The sequence below is a fragment of the Methanobrevibacter arboriphilus genome (assembly GCF_019669925.1).
In the GTDB taxonomy this organism is placed as follows: Archaea; Methanobacteriota; Methanobacteria; order Methanobacteriales; family Methanobacteriaceae; genus Methanobinarius; species Methanobinarius arboriphilus_A.
Map to the genome: position 1 here is coordinate 1,410,984 of NZ_AP019779.1, position 22,783 is coordinate 1,433,766.

A 22,783-nucleotide genomic window follows, 5' to 3' on the forward strand; every position below is an offset into this window, starting at 1 on the left:
TTTTTATCAAATATTAAGATTATTTCATTATTTTTAAATATTTTAAGGGTTGTTCACATATTTTTATATCCTAATTATTTTTCATTGATATTTTATGGTGCTATTTGGAAGTTTATCATCATTTTATTAAGATAATCGTAAATTTCACTACTTTAAGCCTTTAATTATCGAAAATTGAAGATTTTCAGTAATTTAATGAATAACTATGTTTTAACCTCTAAAAAACCTTCAAATAAGGTATAGTTCTAATGCCCTAAAACTATAAATAAAAAAAGTTTAACTTGCCAACATTGAATTGATGGGTGGGTGGGTGGGTGATGGGCTAAGGCTATATGCAAGGGGAAATCTGTAGTCTATTTATAAAAATAAGATAAAATAATAGATATTGATTGATTAATTCAATTATAAGTTTTTATTTGAATCTAAAAATAAAACATTCTTTATATTTTATTAAACATGTGTTTAAAGAATTGTAAATCTATATAAGAACTTTAGTATCCAATTTTTGATAGTATTTAATTTGAATGGAATTTATTATATAATTATTTCGTTGCTAGTACATGTGTTATTGGTGTGTAGATGAAAATAATTAATATGTACTAAATAAAAATTTGGATAATTTTTATTTTAATCATCAAAAAACACACTAAATTTGTTCTAGAAAAACTTTTTATAGGAACTAATTGTAATTTTAATGGAATTTGTGAAACTATTTGAAAAAATTATCTATATATAGAATATTTCTAATATATATTAAATTTTTTAAATTATCAGAATTAGAGTTTTTTATTTTTCAGATTAAAATGTATTGTTATATTTTTAAAAATTTAATTCTGAAAATGAGGTTATATAATGAGCATTAAACTAAATAAAAATAGAAATATTGAGTATTTGTTAAATAAATATGAAACTAAACAACCTGGTGAAATTTGGAATAAAAGAAGGGAAAAAAAAGAAGGAAAATCTGCTTGGAACATGAAACAGAAAATCAGGATAGCAAAAATAATGATGGGGCGATTGAATATAAATGGGGCAGATAAAGAGAGAATACTTTATATAATTCAAGATATCGGCGATTTTAAAGAATTGTGTAGGAATTGTTCTGTTGAAATGGTAATAGCTACAATATGTTTTTATGTAATGAAGTCAAACCTGAGTAAAATTAAATTAGCTGATTATAAGGTTTTTAAAGAGAATAAATTAACTGAAAAAACTTGTTTGACCCTGATAACAAAAATGTGCGATTTTTACCAAAAAAAATCTTTAGTTAGATATAAAAATACATAATTCAATGTATTTTTCATTCTTTATTTATCCCGTTGCTAGTACATGTGTTATTGATGTGGAGGTGAAAATAATGAAATCTGTATTAAATAAAAATTGGGACAATAATCTTTTTAATCATCAAAAAAAACATAAAAATTTGATTATTTTTGAAAAAATCTTCATAAGACCTGATCATAATCTCAATAATAACAATACTCAAATTAAAAGAAAAACAGATTACTTTAATCTTATATGTGATAGTGATGAACTTGAATATGATTCTAAAAGAGATGAACTTTTTTGTAAGAAATGTGGATTAGTATTAAGACAAGGATTTAATGATTATAGAAATTAATACTATAATAAATTTCTTCTAGTCTTAATAGGTATTAATTCACACTATAATTAAGACTATTAGAATCAATTTAAAATAAATAAGTTAAATCTCATTATAATACATTATGCAATGATATTCTATTAAATTTGTTAAATTATGGGCGATTTTTACTAATTATAATGGATAATTAGAGGTATAAATATGCAAATAAACAATATAACTATTTTAATTGCAGGGGTCATGTTTCTTGGAATTGTTGGAGCATTTTTTGGGCATGATCAAACTTTAATAGCGAGTATTAGTGGATTAGTTGGATATTTGTCTAAAGATACAAAATAGAGGGTGAATAAATGGTGATGGAATTTAACAATAAACAATATATTCCTTCAAAAGGACAAGAAAAAATTAGTTCTCAAGAGTTTTCTAGTCAAAAACAAAGAATTAAAAATATTGAAAATAATGTTGAAGAATTAAAAAAAGAAGATAAAGATATAAAAGATATTATTATTACCCTTAAAGAAACTGTTGATATACTTACAGGCTCAGTAAATATTCTTAAATGGGTATTTGGAATTGGATTACCCATATTATCTGGATTATTGACAGTTATAGTTGGATTACTTATTACAGTATTATGAAATTGTCATGTATCAGTTTTATAAAAAGGGCATATAACACTACTTTTTAATTTATATTTTAATTGTTAATTTGCTAAATGTCTTTTTTATAATAAATATTTTAAAATGGAGTTGAGAATATGAAATATGAAAATAAAATTAAAAAAGCAAGATTAGTACTACGGGTACTTTTTATGTTTTGTTGGAGAGTAGGAAAATATTCTGATGCTACTATTCCACCAGCTGCTGGTAAAACTGGCGGTCACCAACTTTTAAATAGACTTTTGTATAATATGCTTGGAACTAATGCTAAGAATAAATTAGCTCCTTATAAAGAAACATTATTTAATAGCAGTGATAAAACTAACGAATGGCATAATCCTGATGAAATAGATGAAGAATGGAAGGATAATCATTTCCAATTAAATTATGACCTTTGTAAAAGTAAAGCAGATTTTCTTAGTAATAAAGCAGTATCTTCTTTCAATAGTGGAAAATATAGGGAAGCTGCTTACCAACTTGGAAAAGCATTTCATTATGTTCAAGATATTGCTTGTCCAGTACATATGGATAATTTAGTCGGACGCGATGAATATAATCATCCTGAATATGATTTTCTGTATCAAATAAGTCCTGTGGCAGAAGACAAAAATAAGAAGCGTATTTCAGATAGTGGACTACATGGACTTTATGAAGGTGCTACAAATAATGTATTTTGTAGTAGTTTTGATAATTGTGAAGACTATGACAATGTTCAACAATATTATATTTCAATGTCAGATATGTTGACTGGATGGGTAGGTGGTTTAAAAGGATTCGATGTTTTAAAAAATCCTACTGTTATGAATTATATTAAAGGTCGATGGAAAATTTGGATGAATTATAATTATAAGGATAATAAACCAAATACTGCTAAAAAAAGAATTTCCCAAGATTATGCTTTTGCAGCAGCAATTCAAAAAAGATACTTATTAAGGTCTGGTCTCGAAGTATTCACAGAATAAAAAGACTTAGTTTATTTGTAGTGTGTGTTAAGTTACACTCTTTCCTTTCTTTACAAAATATTATAATATAATGAATATTAAGATATTTTCCAACATTTAACATATATTATAAATTTTTGATAAACAATAAGTTTTCTTTTATTTTTTTTATTATATTATTATTTTTTTTGGTTTTCTTTTGAGTATTATTCTGGGATTTAATTTTTTCTAATTCTAATTTAAGAGTATGGTTTTCTTTACTAAGTGCTTCTATTCTTTTATCAGGAAAAGAGCTTCTATTATAGTATCTATAAATTTTTCTTTTTAAAACCATCTGAATTAATGGATAAGCTTCTTCATAGGATATTCTTGACTGATGTCCATTTTGGTCATGGTATATTATAATTTCGACATCATTATCAGAATAATCTAATTTTTCCAATCCTTTAATGAATGGAATGCATTGTAATAATATATCTGCTTTGGAATTTGCATTTACATAATAAATAATTGGAGGTACATAATTTTCTTTTTTAAACATTTTTATTAGATTAAATCTATATTCATATTTTTCTAAAAGGGTTTTATCATCTAAATTTTGAAAACAAACTTCTTTAACATCATTAAGATATTTTTTGGCATGAACTTTAAATATGGAGTATTGAAAGTTACCTACTAATGCACTTGATCCTTTAATCATAGTACTAAGCATTGCTGATACAAAACCTCCCATAGAGGTACCATAAAATAATATGTTTTCATTCTTAATTTTTCCATTGTATACAATTTTTTCTATAATTTTACTAATTTTTTCTAAATACCAATCATCTTTAGTTCCCATACACCAACATGCACCTAATTTAGGATCTAAATATAAAGTAGGGTCAAAATAATAAATTACAGATTCTTCAAAATCATCTTTCCACCGATATCTTTGAAATCTAGGAATACTTTTAGTTTTTTGATCTATAACTCCTGGACCTAAACATAAAAGTCCTTTACTTTCACTTGATATTTTTATTATAAATTCATATTTAACATTATTTTCAATAATTTTTAGACCAAAATATTCGTTTTTAGGAAAATTATATGTTGAAATTTCATCAATATTCATTTTATATGTAGTTTCTACCCAATTTTTCAATATAATGCCTCTAATTACTTGAATTTATTTTTACAATATTTTTTTGGTTTCAAATATTATATAAATATTTCATTTATATACATTATTAATTTAATTATTAATTTAATCATTATTCTTTAATTTATTAGAATGAATATTTAAATTTGTTTTTCAAACTTAAAAAATTTTTTATAATCTTTTTTGATTTAATTTTTTCTAGTCTACTGATTTCTTTCTTTAGTTTTTCATTTTCTATTTTTAAAACAGATATTTTGTTTAATACTTCAAATATTTCAAAATCTGATTTTTTATTAATTTCTGAGTTATTAATAATTTCTGAGAAAAATTTGTAATTATATGGATAAAGAAATGTTTCTAAGTCTTCTTCTTTTAAATCCTCTTTATTCATTTTCAAAAAATTTTTTTTTATTAAATAAAATAGTTTTTCTCTGTTTTTAAAAATATCATTATATTTTTTACGAATAAATGCAATTTTAAAGTTAAATAATCCTTTTTTATATGATTTGTATTTATCATGTTTCTTGAATAAATCTATAAGAATATTACTCATATATATTATATCTTCATAGTGTTTGTCAAATTGAGTAGTAACAGATTTTTCACTTCGTCTTCTAAAATATAGATATTCATTAATTATTTTGCAACGTTTAGCATTTAAATAGGTTTCCATATAAAAAGGAGTGTCTTCAAATATTATTCCTTCTGGATAACGAGCATTAATACTTTCAATTAGGCTTCGCTTATAAAATTTCCCTCCTGGTGAAACCGACATATTGAATATTTTATTTTTAGTTATTTTTTCACTGAATAAAGATCCATCAAACCATTTTTTTAGCTCTGAAAGATTATAATAATTTGTTTCATATAACTTGTCCTTTTCATGATCGTAATTAATCATTTTAAACATTATAATATCTAAATTTTCTTTTTCAGCAATTGAATAGAGTTTTTTGTATAATTTGTGCTTAATCCAATCATCTGCATCAATAAAACTTACATACTCTCCAGTAGCATTATCTAAACCTACGTTTCTTGCAGATCCTGCACCAGCATTTTTTTGATTGATAATTTTGAATCTTTCATCCTTTTCAGCATATTCTCTAAGAATTTTAAGAGAATTATCAGTAGATCCATCATTAATACAAATAATTTCAATATCTCTTAAAGTTTGTTTAGTAATGCTATTTAAACATTGTTTAAGATATTTTTCAGCATTGTAAACAGGAATGATAACTGAAATTTTAACATTGTCCATAAATAAACCTCTAACTCACCTTAATTTAAATAATAGTCAACTATTATAAAATAATTCATTAATATAAAATTTATAACTTAATTTCGAATAATAGCTAAATGATTTTTATCTATTTTATAAATAATAATATAATTATATATCATTAATCCACTAATGTTTTTTTAAGATATTTATAAATGTTTTGAGATGCAGAAACACCATTTTTATTTAAATAAGCAAAATAAATATTATCTCTTTCATTTTTCAAATTATCTTTTCCTTCAATTAAAACATCATTAATGAATTTTTCAATTCCATCTAAATCTTTACCATCAGATTTATACCATCCCTCTTTTATTATCTCTCCAAATTCATTAAATTCTTGTTCTGGACGAGTTAATAATAGTCCTGGATGTTTTGCATATAAATATTCTGCTAAAAATGAAATAGAATCAGTTATCATAGCATCAGAATTTTTAAAAACATTTAAATAATCTCCTCTTTCATATACTGTGGCATTAGGCAATTCATCCCATTTTTTATAATATTCTTTGAGATTTTCAAGTTTAAAATTCTCATTATCAGGCATCCTCTCTCCAGCATATATTAATTTTGGATGAGGTTTAAATATCCACTCAATTTCTGGATGTTTTTTAGCATATTCGTAGAAAAATTTATAATTATATTCAAAAGTCGAAAATGCAAGTTTAACATTTTCATCTTTTCCAATTGAGTAGTGTGGAGCCCATATAATCCTTATCTTTTCTGAACCTTCGCTTTTCCAAATTTTTGGCATATTTCCTTCTGTATTTTTGATTAAAGGATCCATTTTTGGATATCCTGTTACAAGAACATTAGAACCCTTATTATTAGAATATTTAATAGCTAATTGTTTATGTAATGGTGTTTGAGCAAATATTTTCCAAGCTTTTTTTTGTAAAGGACGATTAAATTGATCATTTTTTAATTTAGAAAGGTACATTGAATAAGGTATATAACAGTAGATAATATTCTGAGGTAAATTATGCATTCTATATTCTGGAGGTAATATTCCTTCCCATGGACTCATATAGAAAATTATATCGGGCATTAATTCAAGTTCTATATCTATTAAAGAATTAGTACTTTCATCATAAGCTTTAATAGTATTAAACCCTTTACTTTTAAAATAATTATAATTATCATTATATTCTTCTAATTGGGAATCATGAAGTCTATCATTTTTATATACATTATAACTAATGGTTTTAAAAGGAACTAGTAAAACTGTAACATTAAATGATTCATCTTTGTTTAATAAATCAATTAATGAATCCATGCCACTTGTTCTAAAATAAAAAATAAAAATAACATTAATTTTCTTCTTGTTTCGAATAGTCGTAAGATTATTCTGTATTGTAATATAATCTAACTTTTTTGATAAAGTATTGTATTTATATTTAGCTTTTTTTGTATAACTATTACCTAGCAAAATTTTTTTTAAAAAATTCATTCATTGACCTCTATTTTAGAGCTGATAATTAATATTATCAATAATAATTATATAGTTTTACTATTAATTCGCTATAATCAGTTTTTATTCTAATAATATTTTAAACTATCGATTAATTTATATGTAATTTTATTAATTATATATTAATTATACAGAATTAAATACTAAATAGAAGCAAATAATGATTAATTATATCAAAACTTCTTTGTGAATATATTTTCAAGAAAGAATATTATTAAAATAATAATTATAATAATTCAATCAAATAAAATATTTTCATATTAGCTTTTTTATTTTAAATAAGGTATTAAACCACCTTTTTCAAGGATTTCAAGCATAAATGGAGGTAATTTTTTGAATTTGTATTCTTTTCCACTTTCAGATATAATTACTCCTTTTTTCATATTGACTTCTATTTTTTCTCCTTCCTCTAAAGCTTTACTTATGCCTGGAGCTTCAAGAAGAGGAATTCCAACATTTGTAGCATTTCTATAAAATATTCTTGCAAAAGATTCAGCTATTACAGCTCCAATTCCAACTCCTTGAAGAGCGAGTGGCGCATGTTCACGTGAAGAACCACAACCAAAGTTTTTTCCAGCTACAATAAAATCTCCTTTATTAATTTTACCACAAAAATCAGAATCTAAACCTTCCATACAATGTTTAGCTAATTTATTAGGGTCAGTTACTACTAAATATCTTCCAGGAATGATGATGTCTGTATCAATGTCATCTCCAAATTTCCAAACTTTTCCTTTCATTATTACACTTCCTTGTTAACTTAATTATTTTGGAGCTACTATTTTTCCTTCAATAGCTGAAGAAGCAGCTACTGAAGCTGAAGATAAATAAACTTCCCCTTCTGGACTACCTTGTCTTCCTTTAAAGTTTCTATTAGAAGTTGAAAGACTAACTTCTCCTGGTCCAATAAGACCAACATGACCTCCAAGACAAGGGCCACAACAAGGATTACAAACCAATGCTCCAGAATCAACAAAAATATTTATTAATCCTTCATTAAGAGCTTTAGTATAAACTTCTTTTGAAGCAGGAATAACAAGCATTCTAACACCATTAGCTATTTTATTTCCTTTTAATATCTTAGCAGCTTGTCTAAGATCACTTATTCTTCCATTAGTACATGAACCTAAGAAAACTTGATCAATCTCTTTGTCAACTTCACTAACTGGTTTAACATTATCAACATTATGAGGACAAGCTATTTGAGGTTCAAGATTATTTACATCAATATCAATAATTTCAAGAGATGGAGCTTCTAAATCAGTTTTAAAAACTTCAAATGGTTTATTAGACCTAGCTTTGACATAATTTAAAGTTTTATCATCTGGTTCTACAAGACCAGTTTTACCACCCATTTCAATAGCCATATTACAAAGAACCATCCTATCAGAAACACTCATGTTAGATACAGTTTCTCCTGCAAATTCGCATGCTTTATAGGTTGCACCATCAGCTCCAACTTTACCTATGATGTTTAAAACTACATCCTTTGCATAAACATTTTCATTTAAAGTACCTTCAATATTAAATCTAATAGTTTCTGGAATTTTAAACCATAACTGACCAGTTGAAAATACCATGGCCATATCAGTAGATCCAATTCCAGTTGCAAAAGCACCTAATGCACCATGAGTACAAGTATGAGAATCGGTTCCAACTATTACTTCTCCTGGAACAACATGACCTAATTCAGGCAATATTTGATGGCAAACTCCTTCATTAACATCATAAAAGCTTTCTATTCCTTGTTCTTTCACAAACTCTCTCATAATAATATGATTATTAGCTGCATCTAATGAATCAGCAGGTACTTGATGATCAAAAGGGATAACAATTTTACTAGGGTCCCAAACTTTTTCAGTTCCTATTTTTCTAAATGATTCAACCGAAAGAGGTCCAGTTAAATCATGAGTCATAGCTACATCAATATTAGCCATAACTATCTCACCAGCTTCAGATGAAGATTTATTCGATGCTTTAGCTAATATTTTCTCGGACATTGTCATTGACATGATTATTATTCTCCAAATATTTATTAAGGTAATTTTATTAAGATAATTCATAAAACATAAAGATTTTGTATTATTTATAGTATTTAATGATAATTATTATAATTTGATAATTATTTGTCACTTATTCTTATACAATAAACTATATTTTATCCTATATTAATAACTTTAAATATAATAATAACATAATACTTAATTATAATAATTAGTTACTAAAAATATTTAATAATATTATGTTTATAAAATAATATAATTTTATTTAATCTTAGTGTATTTAATTATTATTGCTTAACATTTATATAAACAATTGTGATAATTTTTAATTTTCTTTTAATGAGGCTTAAATAATGTTAAAAAACATGATTTATAATGCTTTTAATCTTTATAAAAATAATTTTATTAGTATTAATATTCCAAAAATTTCAAATAATACTATAAAATTTAGTTTGAAAACAAGTAAAAATTTAAATGATTTTTTTCATGCAAAAAACTTCATTTGTAGAATATTTAAACATTGATAGAAACTTAAATGAGGTTCCAGAAGGCATATTGATAATACCTATATTATGCAATGTTTTACCAGTATCTTGGATGTTTGATACGACAATTATCATTGATGAATTAGATAAGACTTTTTATGAAAGTATTAATAGAATTAAAAATAAATATTCAGATTTATATCCTAAATGTGATTTTAAAGGGAAACTAATAGTTAAAAATATTATTGACTATGAAATTAATTATAATGAAAAATATTTATCATTTTTTAGCTTAGGGGTTGATTCTACAAGTACAATAATCAATAATATTGATAAGAATCCTATATTGGTTAATATTAGGGGATCTGATATTCCTTTAGAAGAAGAAGTTGGATTGAATTATATTGGTAGGAAATTGACAGATTTTTCAGAAGAATTCGGATTAAAAAGACTATTTATTAAATCAGACTTTAGAAGATTACTTAACACACAAAATCTTTCAAACAAATTTCAAGAACAGCTCGATGATAATTGGTGGCATGGATTACAACATGGAATGAGTATTATCAGCCATGCTATTCCATATGCATATTTATATAAAATTAACAATGTTTTAATTCCAAGTACTTATTCTTATTCATAATCTAAAATTTATGGAGTAAATGAAATACCATGTGCTTCTTGTCTAAGTACTGATAATGAATTTAAATTTGCAAAAAATGGAAATGTTAATCATGATGGTGTAGAAAATTCTAGACAAGATAAAATTAGAATCATAACTAATTTTTTAGAAAATAATAATAAAACTGATTATTTACATGTTTGCTGGGAAAATACTAGTGGAAAAAACTGTAGCTTATGTGAAAAATGTTCTAGAACAATAATGGGGATATTGGCTGAAAAAAAGGATCCAAATCTCTTTGGATTTAAAGTGGATAATAAAACATTTGAAAACATAAAAGAAAATATTAATGGGTTTTCTAAAAATAAAGTAACAAATGTCTTATGGTTATCTATTCAAGAAAAATTTTTGGAAAATAAAGAATATTGGAAGGATAATGAAAATTTAAATTGGTTTTTGGAAGTAAATTTGAAATTAAAGAATTAAAACTTCTATTGATAGATTGTATATAATAATTTGAATATGAGGCTATATGTGTTTTACAACAATTAATATGAATTAGATGAATCATTTTAATGGTTTAGTCTATAATCAAACTTCAAAGTCAAATTTTAAAAGAAAAGTATATATATAACAGTAATAAAAAATTATAATAAATATATTATTTATTTCGGGGGAAAATAAAATAATAAAAATGTAAACAATGCTATGAAGATGGATGTTAATCATAATGAAGTAATTTCATGGTTTTAAGATAATAAAATAGAAATTATTGATTTAGATAATTTATTTGATTAGCATAATCAAGGAGATTTTTAAATTAAGTTTGGACTAATAAAGTATGGGTATACAAAAAATATTGGGAATGAAATTCAAAGCATAGCTGCACGTAAATTTTTACCAAAGGTAGATTATTTTATTGAGCATGAAGAATTACCCAAGTTTAAGACTGAAGAAAAAGTTAAAACTATTATGAATTCATGGTATCTTGATAATCATACTTCATGGCCTCCTTCAAATTCAATTTATCCACTATTGATATCTATACATATCAATACGAATGATGAAAGGACTTTAAACACATTTCTTTCAGACAAAAGTCGTGAATATCTGATAAAATATGGTCCTGTTGGAGCTCGTAGCTTTTCTACAATGAATTTTTTAAATGATAATGATATTCCCTCATATTTTTCCGGTTGTTTAACTTTAACTTTAGATAAAAATCCAAATATTAATAATAAAGATTTCATTATTGCAGTAGATGCTCCAAAAGAAATAATCTCATTTTTAAAAACTAAAACTAAAAAAAAAAATCATTGATATCACTCATCTTCTTCCAGTTGATGTATCTCTTCCTTCATTTAAATCTTTGAGTACATTATATACACCAAATGAAAAATTTTCTTTAGCAGAAGATTTATTAAATTTATATCAGTCTGCTTCATGTGTAATAACCAATAGGCTTCATGTTGCACTCCCATGCTTAGCTTTTAACACACCAGTTCTTTTATTAGATAATTATAACTTCGATAAAGATAGATTTTCAGGATTAAAGGAGTTATTATATACTACTGAAATTGATGACTATTTTCAGAATTATAATATATTTGATGTTGAAAACCCTCCTTCTAATAAAAATAACTATCTAAAAATAAGAAAAAATCTTATAAGCAAATGCCAACGATTTACTGGCCATTTAAATGAAAATGACAGAAAAAAATCCAACGGTGTTGAATTTTATTTGTCTTTATTAGGGAAAAATACAACAAGTGTCAATAAGTATGCTTATTATAATGATTATATTTTAAAAGAGACTGAAAATAAACTTGATTTAGCTAATAAAACTATTAATATTCAAAATGAGAAAATAAAAGCTAAAAATGAAAAGTTAAAAAAAATAAATAAAAAACATCAAGATAAACTTAATGCAATATACTCTTCTAATAGTTGGCGAATGACTAAACTCTTTAGAAATATTAGAAATTTAAAACGATTTTAGAATTAATAATACAATCTTAATTAATTATATTATTTGAAATATATTAATTTTGAAGGATTATACTAGTATAAACTATGCTAATATAGTATACTAATATAATTATACTATAATAATATAAAAATATTATAAAAAGCATAAAAATAAATAACTTAGAATTATATAATTAAACATGTTTAATGAATATATTTAATGAAATATTCATGTTATGTATTAAGTTGTTATTGTAAATTAAGTTTTTATTGATTAATGGTTGTATTAAGGAGATATTATGGTAGATAACATCAAGATTTCAGTTATTGTGCCTGTTTATAATGTTGAAAAATATTTGTCTAATTGCTTAGATAGTATCATCAATCAGAGTTTAGAAGATATTGAAATCATCTGTGTTAATGATGGATCTACTGATAATTCATTGAAAATTTTAGAAGAATACGCTGCAAATGATAATAGAATCAGAATTATAACAAAGAAAAATGAAGGTTTAGGTGCAGCGAGAAAAACTGGTTTAGATAATTCCTCTGGGGAATATATATTATTCGTTGATTCTGATGACTATATAAAAAATGATGCATGTGAAAAAGTCTATGGAAATGCATTATCAAATGATTCTGAGCTAGTCTTTTTTAATTTTTGTGATTTCAATGAAAACAGAGTTTTTGATCCATGTATTTCATGTAATGCTTTTAATTCACTTAAAAATTCTGAAAATTTTAACAACTTAACATTCAAAGCATATGAAATAAAAGAATGTGTTTTAAATAGTTATTTCTCAGCTTGGTCAAAACTCTACAAAAAAAGTTTTCTATATAAATATGATGATTTTTATTTCCCAAAACATAGAATTTTTGAAGACCTTTTTTTCCATGTTCAAGTAATAATTAGGGCAGAACGGATATCCTATTGTAATGAAGGTTTATATCTATATAGGCGATCTAACTCAAATTCTATAATGAATAATACTAGAGAAAAGGTTTTTGATGTATTTATAGCTATAAATTTAATAAAAGAGTTTCTAATAAAAAATGACCTCTTTAATTATTATGATTATGAATTTTTATTATTTTATCTTCATCTATTTAATTCATGGTTTTATAAAATCAATGAAGAATATAAGCAAAAATTCTTTGAAAAATTTAAAAGAGGGCTTCTTGATATCCATTTAAAAAAAGAAAAAATTGATAAATTACCAGATATCTTTCATAACTTATATTTTAATACTTTAGACTCTGAGTATTATGTTGAAATAGATTTGAAGAATAAAATAAATGAACAAGCTAGAGAAATTAATTATAATAATATAAATCTCAAATATTATTGTGAAAAAATTCAGAAGTATGAAAAAAGTATTGACACATATAAAAAACAGAATATAAAAAATAATAAAAAAATTAAAAAATATGAATCAAAAATTAAATCTCAAAAAAATCTAATTAATAAGAATAAAAAAGAAATATTAAAAATTAAAAACTCTAATAGTTGGAAAATAACAAAACCATTAAGATTATTTGCCAAAGCTTTTAAAAATGAAAATAATGGAAAATCAGAATAGAACGAATAATAAATCTAAATAGGGAATAATTATGAAAAAAATTATGAATAATAAAGTTTCTAAGATATTCAATATAGTTAGCATGAAAAAATATGAAAAGCTTAAAAAAAGATATCTGAAGCTTGAAAAAAACTATAAAAATTTAAAAGCAAGCAATGAAGAAATATTAAAAGATATTTATGCTAACAACTCTAATTTATTCTCTAAAAATTATATTAAAAAATCTTCAAGAGAGTTTGAAAGAAAAAAAAATGATCCTAAGCTAATTCCTTTTTATTTACCTCAATTCCACACTATTCCTGAAAATGATAAATGGTGGGGTAAGGGATTTACAGAATGGACAAATGTTACTCAGGGTCAACCTCAATTTGTTGGACATTATCAACCACACTTACCAGATGAATTAGGCTTCTATGATTTAGATAACACTAAAATTTTCAAAGAACAGGTTAGTTTAGCAAAAAAATATGGAGTTTACGGGTTTTGTTTCCATTATTATTGGTTTTCAGGCGGAAAAAGATTATTAGAGAAACCTATTTTTAATTATTTAAATGATAAATCTTTAGATTTTCCTTTCATGCTTTGTTGGGCAAATGAACCATGGTCAAGAAGATGGGATGGCTCAGAAGATGATATATTAATAGACCAAAAGTTTGAAGAATCTGATATTAAAAAATTCATTAAAGATATCATGCCTTTTTTAAAAGATAAACGTTACATCAAAGTCAATAATTGCCCAATTTTAATTATATATCGCCCTCATTTTTTTTCAAAAGATATGATGTTGAAAATGTCAGAAATTTGGAGGGAATATGGAAAAAGAGAAGGATTTGATGATTTATATCTATTACACACAAGAACTGGTGGATTTGAATCTAATTCTTTAGATTGGGGTTTTGATGGAGAGTTAGAATTTCCTCCCAATAATATTTCATATAGAGATACTCTCAATAATGAGAAAATTATAAATCCTAACTTTAAAGGAAGAATTTTTGATTTGCCAAAGATAGTAATGAAGAATTTTATAGATATTCAAGAAAATGAAAATCTTTATAAAACTGTTTTACCCTCTTGGGATAATACTGCAAGAAAGAAAAATAATGGGCATGTATATTATAATTCCTCTCCAGATTTCTATAAAAAATGGTTATCTAATGCAATAAAAAAAACTGAAAAAATCCACCCTGATAATAAAATTGTTTTTATTAATGCTTGGAATGAATGGGCAGAAGGAGCACATTTAGAACCAGATAAAAAATATGGATTTGCATATCTAGAAGCAACATTAGATGCACTATTAGAAAATAGATCAAACTCATCAAAAATTTTAAAATAATAAACTAATTATGGGAAAAAATCATGAATCAATTAGTAAAACAACCGTGTGTTTGGGAATTCAGTAAATATTTATTGGATAAATCACAGTCTAATACTTTTATTTATATTACTGCAGGAAAAGAACATAATTTAGAAATTTTCAATAAAAAATACAGTATACTAGTAATAACAATTGAAGAATATGTGGAATATTATAATAAATTAGGTTACACTACTAAAAATTTAAATAGTAATTACAATATAAAAAATCTTGAAAATTCTGTTGTAATAGCAAATAATATATTAGAACATATTAGTAACCAAAAAATTTTGGATAAATTTTTAAAAACTATTAAAACCTTTGTAAACAGCAGTAAATATTTATTATTTACAGTAGATTATGAATATTTCAAAAAAAATCATTCAAATCATGAAATTTTAGATGAAAAATGTTTTTTAAATGATTTCTATCAATTACTGGCAATTCATGATTTAAATCCTTATTCTATTGGATATACACGAAATAATAATTATACAAATGAGAAAAATGTATTTTTATCCATATTTGGAAAAGAAACTGCTATAAAAAAAGTTCCTAATGTATCATGTTTAGCTATTATCTCAACTTTCAATGAAAAAGACATTATTTTAGAAGTTGTCTATCATTTGCTAAATCAAGGAGTGGATGTTCATGTAATGGATAATTGGTCTACTGATGATACATATAGAATTTTAGTCAATGAATATCAAAATAATAAACGAGTAACTATTTCAAGAGTTCCTTTAGAAAAACCTAAACATAAACAATATAAGTGGCATGATATTCTATCACATAAAGAAAAAATAGCTATAGATTCTGATTATGATTGGATTATACATCATGATGCTGATGAAATAAGATACGCTCCTTGGGAAAATATAAAACTTATAGAAGCTATTTCTTGGGCAAATTACTTAGGATATAATGCAATTGATTTTTCTGAGATAGTTTTTAGATTTACTGACATAAATTTGGATATTTATAGTGAGTTTGAAAGAAATATTTTAGATTATGAATTTGGTAGAAGAGATGGTCATTTTTTAAGGGTTAATACATGGAAAAATAATAAAGATATATCTTTAGCAGGATATGGTGGACACAATTGTGAATTTCCATTTAAAAAAGTTTTTCCATTAAAATTTTTAATGAAGCATTACCCATTGAGAAATGAAGAACATGCCATAGAAAAAATTTTTAAGGATAGGCTTCCACGATTTGAGTCTGACAGGAAAAAATATGGTTGGCATGGCCATTATGATAAACATCAAAAAGAAAACATTAAAACTTGGAAAGATTATAACTTAATACATTATGAAAAAAATAGATTTAATAAGAAATACCTAATTGAAAGACTTTCTGGAATTGGTATAATTAGGGATAATTCTTCAGCGATTGATGAAAATAAAGAATTCAAAGAAGAAATTAAAAAATTAAAGAAAAAATTAAAAAAAGAAAAGATAACAAATAAAAAGATGAAAGGCTCTTTGAGTTGGAGAATTACAAAACCTATTAGAAAACTTAAAAAGATTTTAAGTAAATAACTTATATTATAGTTTTATAGGTTTTGATTTCACGATTTATGTGTTATTTTAAGTTCAAAGTGATTCAATGGCTACAATAAATAAAGAATTTTATAAAGGAGAAAGAGAATATTCAGATGGTTCTGTTGAGGACACTATATTGAAAATTGTCAAATCTAATCATAATTTAGAAGAATTGAGTGATTTTAAAGATAATTGGGCTATTTTTTATCATTTATCTCATTTAAGGGAAAATATTCTTAATTGGTATCCATTTAAGGAAAATTGTTCGATTTTAGAAGTTGGTGCTGGCTGTGGAGCATTGACTGGGCTTTTTTCTCAAAAGGCTGGTAAAGTTAAAGCTGTTGAATTAACAGATAGAAGGGCTCAAATAATATATGAAAGACATAAAGACAAAGAAAACATAGAAATTTTCGCGGGAAATTTAAATAATATGGAATTCGGTGAAAAGTTTGATTATGTGATTCTAAACGGTGTTTTAGAATATGCAAAACAATTTACAAACACAGATGATCCTTTTAAAGACTTTTTAATAAAAATTAAATCTTTTCTTAAGAATGATGGGGTTATATTAGTTGCTATAGAAAATAGATTAGGCTTGAAATATATATCTGGATTTAAAGAAGACCATACAAGCATGTTTTTTTCTGGAATAAATCAATATTCTGACACTGATAAAGTTAGAACTTTTTCTAAATTAGAATTAGAAAAAATTATTGAAAATGCAGGTTTTTCTAACTACAAATTTTTTTACCCTTATCCCGACTATAAATTTCCAGAAATAATTCACACTGATTATTTCATAGAAAAATACCCTTTTAAAGAAAAAATTCCAAATTATGACCAAATGAGAGCTAAATTTTTCAATGAAAGCCTTTTAAATAATTCACTCGGATATGAAGGAATTTCAAAATACTTTTCAAACTCTTTTTTAGTGGAAATAAAAAATGATGAAGGGAGCTTATCTGAAAATATTAAACTTGTAAAATTAAGTGCAAGCCGTAGAGAAGATTTTAGAATAGCTACTTTTATTGAAGAACATGATAATGAACTAATAGCTATTAAAACACCATTAAATGAAAAAGCCAAAAAACACCTTGTAAAAATGTCACAAACAAGTTCAAAAAATAAAATCAGCAAATTAAATTATTTAAAAACTAAATATATTAATAATAATAGTTTATCATACCCTTTCATTGAAAAAAATCCATTAGATTCAGTATTACTAGATTTAATAAATGAAAATGACATCAATAAATTTTTAAAATATATAAAATCTTTTTCTAAAACTATTAAAGATTCTTCTATAGTATGTAAAGATTATCATGACTCTAAATTCTCAGAAATATTTGGAGATAAAAGAGACAATAGATTTAATAAATGCTTAGAATACCCCAATCTTGATTTAATTTTTAATAATGTTTTTATAGATGGAAATGAATATATTATTATTGATTATGAATGGTGCTTTGATTTTCCAGTTCCAGTAGACTTTATTTTATGGAGGACTATAACTGTTTTTTACTATTTTAATGAATTTTTGGAAGATATCATACCACAAAATAAATTATTGGAAGAATTAGATCTACCTGAAAAGAAATATTCTACATTTTTAGAATGGGATCAAAAATTTTTAAGTTTTGTTAGGGGTGGAAAACCATATGAAATACCAAACAAACCTATTATTTACTTAGATAATGATAATATAAGTCAATACTCTAAAGATAAAGTAAAAATAAAGGCTTTAAAAAAGGAACTAAGAAAAGAAAATAAAAAACATAAAAACTCTATAAGATATCAGATTGGAGATTTAATGGTTAAAGCAAGTAAACCTTCGAAAAAAACTTTCACATGGCCCTATCACTTGATTAGGTTGTTTAATAAAAATAAAAAAGAAAAAAATTGTAATAGAAAAACTAATAGAGGAGAATAAATGGATTATAAAATAAGTGTGGTCATACCAACATATAATATTGAAAGATATCTTAATGAAACTGTTGATTCTATTATAAATCAAACTATTGGATTTTCTAATATAGAACTTATAATAGTAGATGATGGTTCAACTGATTCAACTAAAAAAATTATCAATGAATATAGTGAAAAATATGAGAATGTTTTTCACATTTATTTAGATTATAACTCTGGTTTTCCAGGCAGAGCAAGAAACATTGGAATTGAAACTGCAAATGGTGAATATTTAATGTTAATTGATCATGATGACCAATGCCCATCTTATGCGTGTGAGTTATTATACAACACAATAAAAAATGAGGATTTTGATATTGTAGTTGGTAGGTACCAAGTTTTTAATGATGATAATATTCAATCTGGTCATCTTAAAGGGTTGAAAAAAGTTAAATCTATTCATGAAAATCCTAACTTTTTTTCTTTGCCTCCTGCAGCATGGACAAAGATTTTTAGAACAAATTTTATTAAAAAAGGTGGAATAAGGTTTCCAGAAGATTCTTTAGCAGAAGATGTTCTATTCTCATCCCACACATTTTTAAAAGCAGATGGGATAAAATTTATAGATGATATTACTTATTATTATAGATTACAAGATTCTGAAACAAAATCAACAAGCAAAATACGAAATTATAAATATACTGCAAGCTTAATTGATGGCTACGAAAAAACTTGGCAGCTATTTAAAGAAGAAGATAAAGAAGATTATTTTATTAATTTTTTAAATATACATTTAACTTGGTGGGTGAAGAACTTACTTTTAAGTAATTTATCCCATAATGAAAAAAAGAAACTTTTAATAAAAGCAAAAGGACTTTTTCAATTACTATCAAAAAACAATATTAAGCCAACTAACATTGCATATTACTCATTTTTTGAATTAATATCAGAAGAAAATTATGATAATGGAATTATAATCGGAGAAATGAGTCTTTTATATGAAAAATGCATTATTAAAAATTCAAAAATTAAAAATGAACTTAAAAAAAGTAATAAAAAATTAAAAAAGAAAAATGAAGAATTGAAAACTATTAAATCTTCAAATAGCTGGAAAATAACTAAACCTATTAGAAAATTAAGGAAATCATTCCATAGTTTAAAATAGTTTATATTATTCTTTTCATGCTTTTTTAATTTATTATATGGTAAATTGAGTAAATAATTTAATATATGTCATAAGTAATACATAATGTGATTATATGGATGATATAAAAGTATCGGTCATTGTTCCAGTTTACAATTCTGAAAGATATCTTGAAAAATGTTTAGATAGCTTAATTAATCAAACATTAAAAGAAATTGAGATTATATGCGTTGATGATGGCTCAACAGATTCTTCACCAGAAATATTAGAAAGATATTCAAAAAAAGATAATAGGATTAAGATAATTACTCAAAAAAATAAGGATGTAGGAGCTGCTCGAGAAGCAGGTTTAAAAATAGCTAATGGCGAATATGTAGCATTTTCTGATAATGATGATTGGCTAGCTCTGGATGCTTTTGAAAAATTGTATAATAATGCTAAATCTAATGATTCTGATGTTGTAATTTTTAAAGTTGTTTTTTATTATTCTGATAATGATTCTTATATTTATCCAAAGTCTCTTAATCTTGAAAATTATTTTAATGAAGGTACTGATTATAATAATTTTACTTTTAAAGCAGAAAATATTAAAAAACAAGTCATGAATACTCTTTTTGCACCTTGGTTTAAATTTTATAAGTTAGAGTTTTTAAAAAAGCATAATTTTTACTTTAAAGAAAATATAACCTATCCTGATGTACCTTTCCATGTTCAAACTTTATTAAAAGCTGAAAAATTGTCTTTTTGCCCAGAATATTTATATTTTTATAGAAGAAATCATCAAGAGTCCATGCTTTTAATTTCTAAAGATACTCCTCGAATATTTGATATTTTTGAGGTTATTGATGAAGTTGAAGATTTTTTAATTATTAATAATTTTTGTGAATCATATAAATTTGAGTTTTATCAGTTTAAATTAGGTCAAATAAATTTTTGGTTTCTAAGATGTGGTGAAAGCTATCAAAAAAAATATTTTATTAGGTCTAAAGAAGAATTTCTAAGCATGGGATTGTCTGAAGTTAAATTAAGAAAATTACCTAAAAAATATAAAGATATTTACCTAAATATTGTCAAATTTGATTCTTATAATGAAGTAGAACTATTAAATGAAATTAAAGAGTTGGAAAACAAAATTAAAAAATGTACAAAGGAAAATAATAAACTTAAACAAAAAATTAACTCTTTGAAATCATCAAAGGTATTGAAAATAACTAAACCATTTAGAAAATTCAAAAAATTATTAAAAGATTAATGGAGTAGCTACCTATGCATTTTATAATAATTTCAATAAATGATGGATCTGGGATTGATAATGAAATAATCAATGATAGTTATTTATCTTCTAATACTGCTCCTTCTCTTATAGCTAATAATTATGTTAAAATAAATATTAGTAATTTTATTATTTATTCTTATCTTTATGATCAAATTATTGAGGAAAAAGAAGATTATTCTTTTTATTTTGATGAAAATAAGTTATTACTTTCAAATGGTTTTTTCACTGTTAATAATGAAATAAAGATAGATATTCAAGATGTTTTTCATGAATTAAATCAGGAATCTAACTTTTGGGGAGATTATCAGCTTGTTAATATTGATAAGAATGGAAATGGATTTTTGAAGACTCCTGATTTTGGATTAAGACAGTTATTTTATTATGAAGATGAAAATTTTAGTGTATTATCTACAGAAATAAAATTGATTGTTGATGGAATTTATAATATCCAAAAACAGACTTTCTCTGAAAATTTTGATGTAGACTTTATTTTTGATTCTATTTATAATGAATGGGGGAATCGTAAATTTCCTCGACATACAATCTTTAAGAATATTAAAAGAATCCTTCCTCATGATAATATATTTTTTAAAGAAGGAAAAATATTAATTAAGAAAAAATCAACTATAGAAATACCAAAAAACTTTTTAAATAAGTTTAATCATAGACAAACGGGGTTTTATGACAAATATTATGAGAATTTATTTAATTCAGTTGAAAATAGCTTAAAATTTTTAAGCCCAAATATTTCAAAAATAAGATTGGGGCTAACAGGGGGATTTGATTCAAGAATTACACTTTCAGTATTATTTAAAATATGTAATAAACAGAATATATCTTTGGAATGTTTCACTATTGGGAATAATAATCATCCTGATGTTTTCATTGCTAAAATGATAGTTGATAAATTAAATATTGATTATTCATTCAATGATACTGTAGAATCAAAGTCTCCACTCCCTCAAAAGATTTCTGAATATATGGCGACTTTTTATTCTTCACAAGGAGATTGGAATTCGAATAATTATAAACCTTTCAATAGACTTATACATGATTCTAAATTATTCTACTGTACTGGAAAAGATGCTTATAAAAAAAAGAATATGAATCTAATATATTCTGGAAACAGATGGGGTTCAAGAAGATTTTTGGCTGGTTTCAATTTCTTTTTTCCACTATTCTACACCGAAAAAGAAGCATATTTAGCATTATTATATAACGATACTCAATCAGGTTATAAAGAATTTGTATATGAGATTTTAAAGAGAGCTGAACCAAAACTTTTAGAAATTCCATTTGTTGGAGATAAGTTACCTCAAATTGATGTTGAACCTTATTCTACAATATATGAATCTAAATTCCATGAAATGGTTCCTTTTTTTTGGGACTATGATTATGTTAGAGAAAAATTAAAAGTTCCTTTACAAAAGTATCTTAACAAAAAATTAGGCTTTAAAGGAAAGATAATTTTAAAATTAATAGGATTAAATTATTTAGATTTCTTTTTAAATCCTAATATTTATAAAATTGTAAGAAAATATAGAAATAATAAAATAAGTTTTAAAAATACTATTAAAATACTAAAAAATGAAAAAGAAAGAAACTTATACTCCAAGAAGAAAGAATTAATTGAAATAGTAAAATATGATAAAAAAAAGCCTATTAAAACTAAAATGATTATTTTAATGGACTATGCTTCTGTTGCAGATTTTAATTCTTTCGTTGAAATTGAAGAATATATTGATAATAAAATATCATAAAATAACTATATTTAATACTATAAGCAATAATAAGAATATATAAAA

Annotated in this window: 21 protein-coding genes; 16 read left to right on the plus strand and 5 right to left on the minus strand. The window is 24.2% G+C overall.

Annotated elements, in window-relative coordinates:
• Nucleotides 1-852 precede the first annotated feature (852 nt).
• The 5 genes from MarbSA_RS06155 (at nucleotide 853) to MarbSA_RS06175 (ending at nucleotide 3,224) form a co-directional block, all read left to right on the plus strand.
• Nucleotides 853-1,287 carry a hypothetical protein gene (locus MarbSA_RS06155; protein WP_221061183.1) on the plus strand — a complete coding sequence of 145 codons (435 nt, stop codon included), beginning with the start codon at nucleotides 853-855 and terminating at the stop codon, nucleotides 1,285-1,287.
• A 70-nt stretch (nucleotides 1,288-1,357) separates the two neighbouring features.
• Nucleotides 1,358-1,621 carry a TFIIB-type zinc ribbon-containing protein gene (locus MarbSA_RS06160; protein WP_054834624.1) on the plus strand — a complete coding sequence of 88 codons (264 nt, stop codon included), beginning with the start codon at nucleotides 1,358-1,360 and terminating at the stop codon, nucleotides 1,619-1,621.
• A 183-nt stretch (nucleotides 1,622-1,804) separates the two neighbouring features.
• A complete protein-coding gene (locus MarbSA_RS06165; RefSeq protein WP_156314548.1) occupies nucleotides 1,805-1,942 on the plus strand; it encodes a hypothetical protein in 138 nt (45 codons plus the stop codon).
• Between the two features lie 11 nt (nucleotides 1,943-1,953).
• Nucleotides 1,954-2,241 (plus strand): hypothetical protein, encoded by a 288-nt coding sequence (locus MarbSA_RS06170; protein ID WP_054834623.1) that lies wholly within the window; start codon nucleotides 1,954-1,956, stop codon nucleotides 2,239-2,241.
• A gap of 119 nt (nucleotides 2,242-2,360) precedes the next feature.
• On the plus strand, nucleotides 2,361-3,224 hold the full coding sequence (locus MarbSA_RS06175; RefSeq protein ID WP_054834622.1) for a zinc dependent phospholipase C family protein: 864 nt from the start codon (nucleotides 2,361-2,363) through the stop codon (nucleotides 3,222-3,224).
• 106 nt (nucleotides 3,225-3,330) lie between these two features.
• Here MarbSA_RS06175 and MarbSA_RS06180 read toward each other — a convergent pair whose 3' ends face one another.
• The 5 genes from MarbSA_RS06180 to hacA all read right to left on the minus strand — a co-directional run bounded on the left by MarbSA_RS06180 (nucleotide 3,331) and on the right by hacA (nucleotide 9,106).
• Complete coding sequence (locus tag MarbSA_RS06180) at nucleotides 3,331-4,347, minus strand: hypothetical protein (protein ID WP_054834621.1); 1,017 nt, start codon at nucleotides 4,345-4,347, stop codon at nucleotides 3,331-3,333.
• 124 nt (nucleotides 4,348-4,471) lie between these two features.
• Nucleotides 4,472-5,602 (minus strand): glycosyltransferase, encoded by a 1,131-nt coding sequence (locus MarbSA_RS06185; RefSeq protein WP_221061184.1) that lies wholly within the window; start codon nucleotides 5,600-5,602, stop codon nucleotides 4,472-4,474.
• Between the two features lie 142 nt (nucleotides 5,603-5,744).
• A complete protein-coding gene (locus MarbSA_RS06190; RefSeq protein WP_221061185.1) occupies nucleotides 5,745-7,073 on the minus strand; it encodes a CDP-glycerol glycerophosphotransferase family protein in 1,329 nt (442 codons plus the stop codon).
• A gap of 290 nt (nucleotides 7,074-7,363) precedes the next feature.
• On the minus strand, nucleotides 7,364-7,834 hold the full coding sequence (locus MarbSA_RS06195) for a 3-isopropylmalate dehydratase small subunit (RefSeq protein ID WP_054834617.1): 471 nt from the start codon (nucleotides 7,832-7,834) through the stop codon (nucleotides 7,364-7,366).
• Between the two features lie 24 nt (nucleotides 7,835-7,858).
• Nucleotides 7,859-9,106 carry a homoaconitase large subunit gene (hacA, locus tag MarbSA_RS06200; protein WP_221061186.1) on the minus strand — a complete coding sequence of 416 codons (1,248 nt, stop codon included), beginning with the start codon at nucleotides 9,104-9,106 and terminating at the stop codon, nucleotides 7,859-7,861.
• A 477-nt stretch (nucleotides 9,107-9,583) separates the two neighbouring features.
• Between hacA and MarbSA_RS06205 the strand changes: the two genes are divergently transcribed.
• From MarbSA_RS06205 to MarbSA_RS06255, 11 genes are all read left to right on the plus strand, one after another.
• Nucleotides 9,584-10,225, plus strand: coding sequence for a hypothetical protein (locus MarbSA_RS06205; protein ID WP_221061187.1), 642 nt, complete (start codon nucleotides 9,584-9,586; stop codon nucleotides 10,223-10,225).
• 249 nt (nucleotides 10,226-10,474) lie between these two features.
• Nucleotides 10,475-10,690, plus strand: a complete 216-nt coding sequence (locus MarbSA_RS06210; RefSeq protein WP_221061188.1) for a hypothetical protein — start codon at nucleotides 10,475-10,477, stop codon at nucleotides 10,688-10,690.
• Nucleotides 10,691-11,176: 486 nt separating this feature from the next.
• A complete protein-coding gene (locus tag MarbSA_RS06215) occupies nucleotides 11,177-11,524 on the plus strand; it encodes a hypothetical protein (protein WP_221061189.1) in 348 nt (115 codons plus the stop codon).
• 49 nt (nucleotides 11,525-11,573) lie between these two features.
• Complete coding sequence (locus tag MarbSA_RS06220; RefSeq protein ID WP_221061190.1) at nucleotides 11,574-12,203, plus strand: polysaccharide pyruvyl transferase family protein; 630 nt, start codon at nucleotides 11,574-11,576, stop codon at nucleotides 12,201-12,203.
• Between the two features lie 268 nt (nucleotides 12,204-12,471).
• Entirely contained in the window at nucleotides 12,472-13,752 is a 1,281-nt protein-coding gene (locus MarbSA_RS06225; protein ID WP_221061191.1) for a glycosyltransferase family 2 protein, read from the plus strand.
• Between the two features lie 31 nt (nucleotides 13,753-13,783).
• Nucleotides 13,784-15,088, plus strand: a complete 1,305-nt coding sequence (locus MarbSA_RS06230; protein WP_221061192.1) for a glycoside hydrolase family 99-like domain-containing protein — start codon at nucleotides 13,784-13,786, stop codon at nucleotides 15,086-15,088.
• A gap of 23 nt (nucleotides 15,089-15,111) precedes the next feature.
• On the plus strand, nucleotides 15,112-16,650 hold the full coding sequence (locus MarbSA_RS06235; protein WP_221061193.1) for a glycosyltransferase family 2 protein: 1,539 nt from the start codon (nucleotides 15,112-15,114) through the stop codon (nucleotides 16,648-16,650).
• Nucleotides 16,651-16,717: 67 nt separating this feature from the next.
• The gene (locus MarbSA_RS06240) at nucleotides 16,718-18,583 is read left to right on the plus strand and encodes a class I SAM-dependent methyltransferase (protein WP_221061194.1); all 1,866 of its coding nucleotides are present in this window, start codon (nucleotides 16,718-16,720) and stop codon (nucleotides 18,581-18,583) included.
• Nucleotides 18,584-19,723 (plus strand): glycosyltransferase family 2 protein, encoded by a 1,140-nt coding sequence (locus MarbSA_RS06245; RefSeq protein ID WP_221061195.1) that lies wholly within the window; start codon nucleotides 18,584-18,586, stop codon nucleotides 19,721-19,723.
• A gap of 94 nt (nucleotides 19,724-19,817) precedes the next feature.
• Entirely contained in the window at nucleotides 19,818-20,954 is a 1,137-nt protein-coding gene (locus MarbSA_RS06250) for a glycosyltransferase family 2 protein (RefSeq protein ID WP_221061196.1), read from the plus strand.
• A gap of 14 nt (nucleotides 20,955-20,968) precedes the next feature.
• Nucleotides 20,969-22,738: a hypothetical protein gene (locus tag MarbSA_RS06255; RefSeq protein WP_221061197.1), complete on the plus strand. Its 1,770-nt coding sequence runs from the start codon at nucleotides 20,969-20,971 to the stop codon at nucleotides 22,736-22,738.
• Nucleotides 22,739-22,783: the final 45 nt, after the last annotated feature.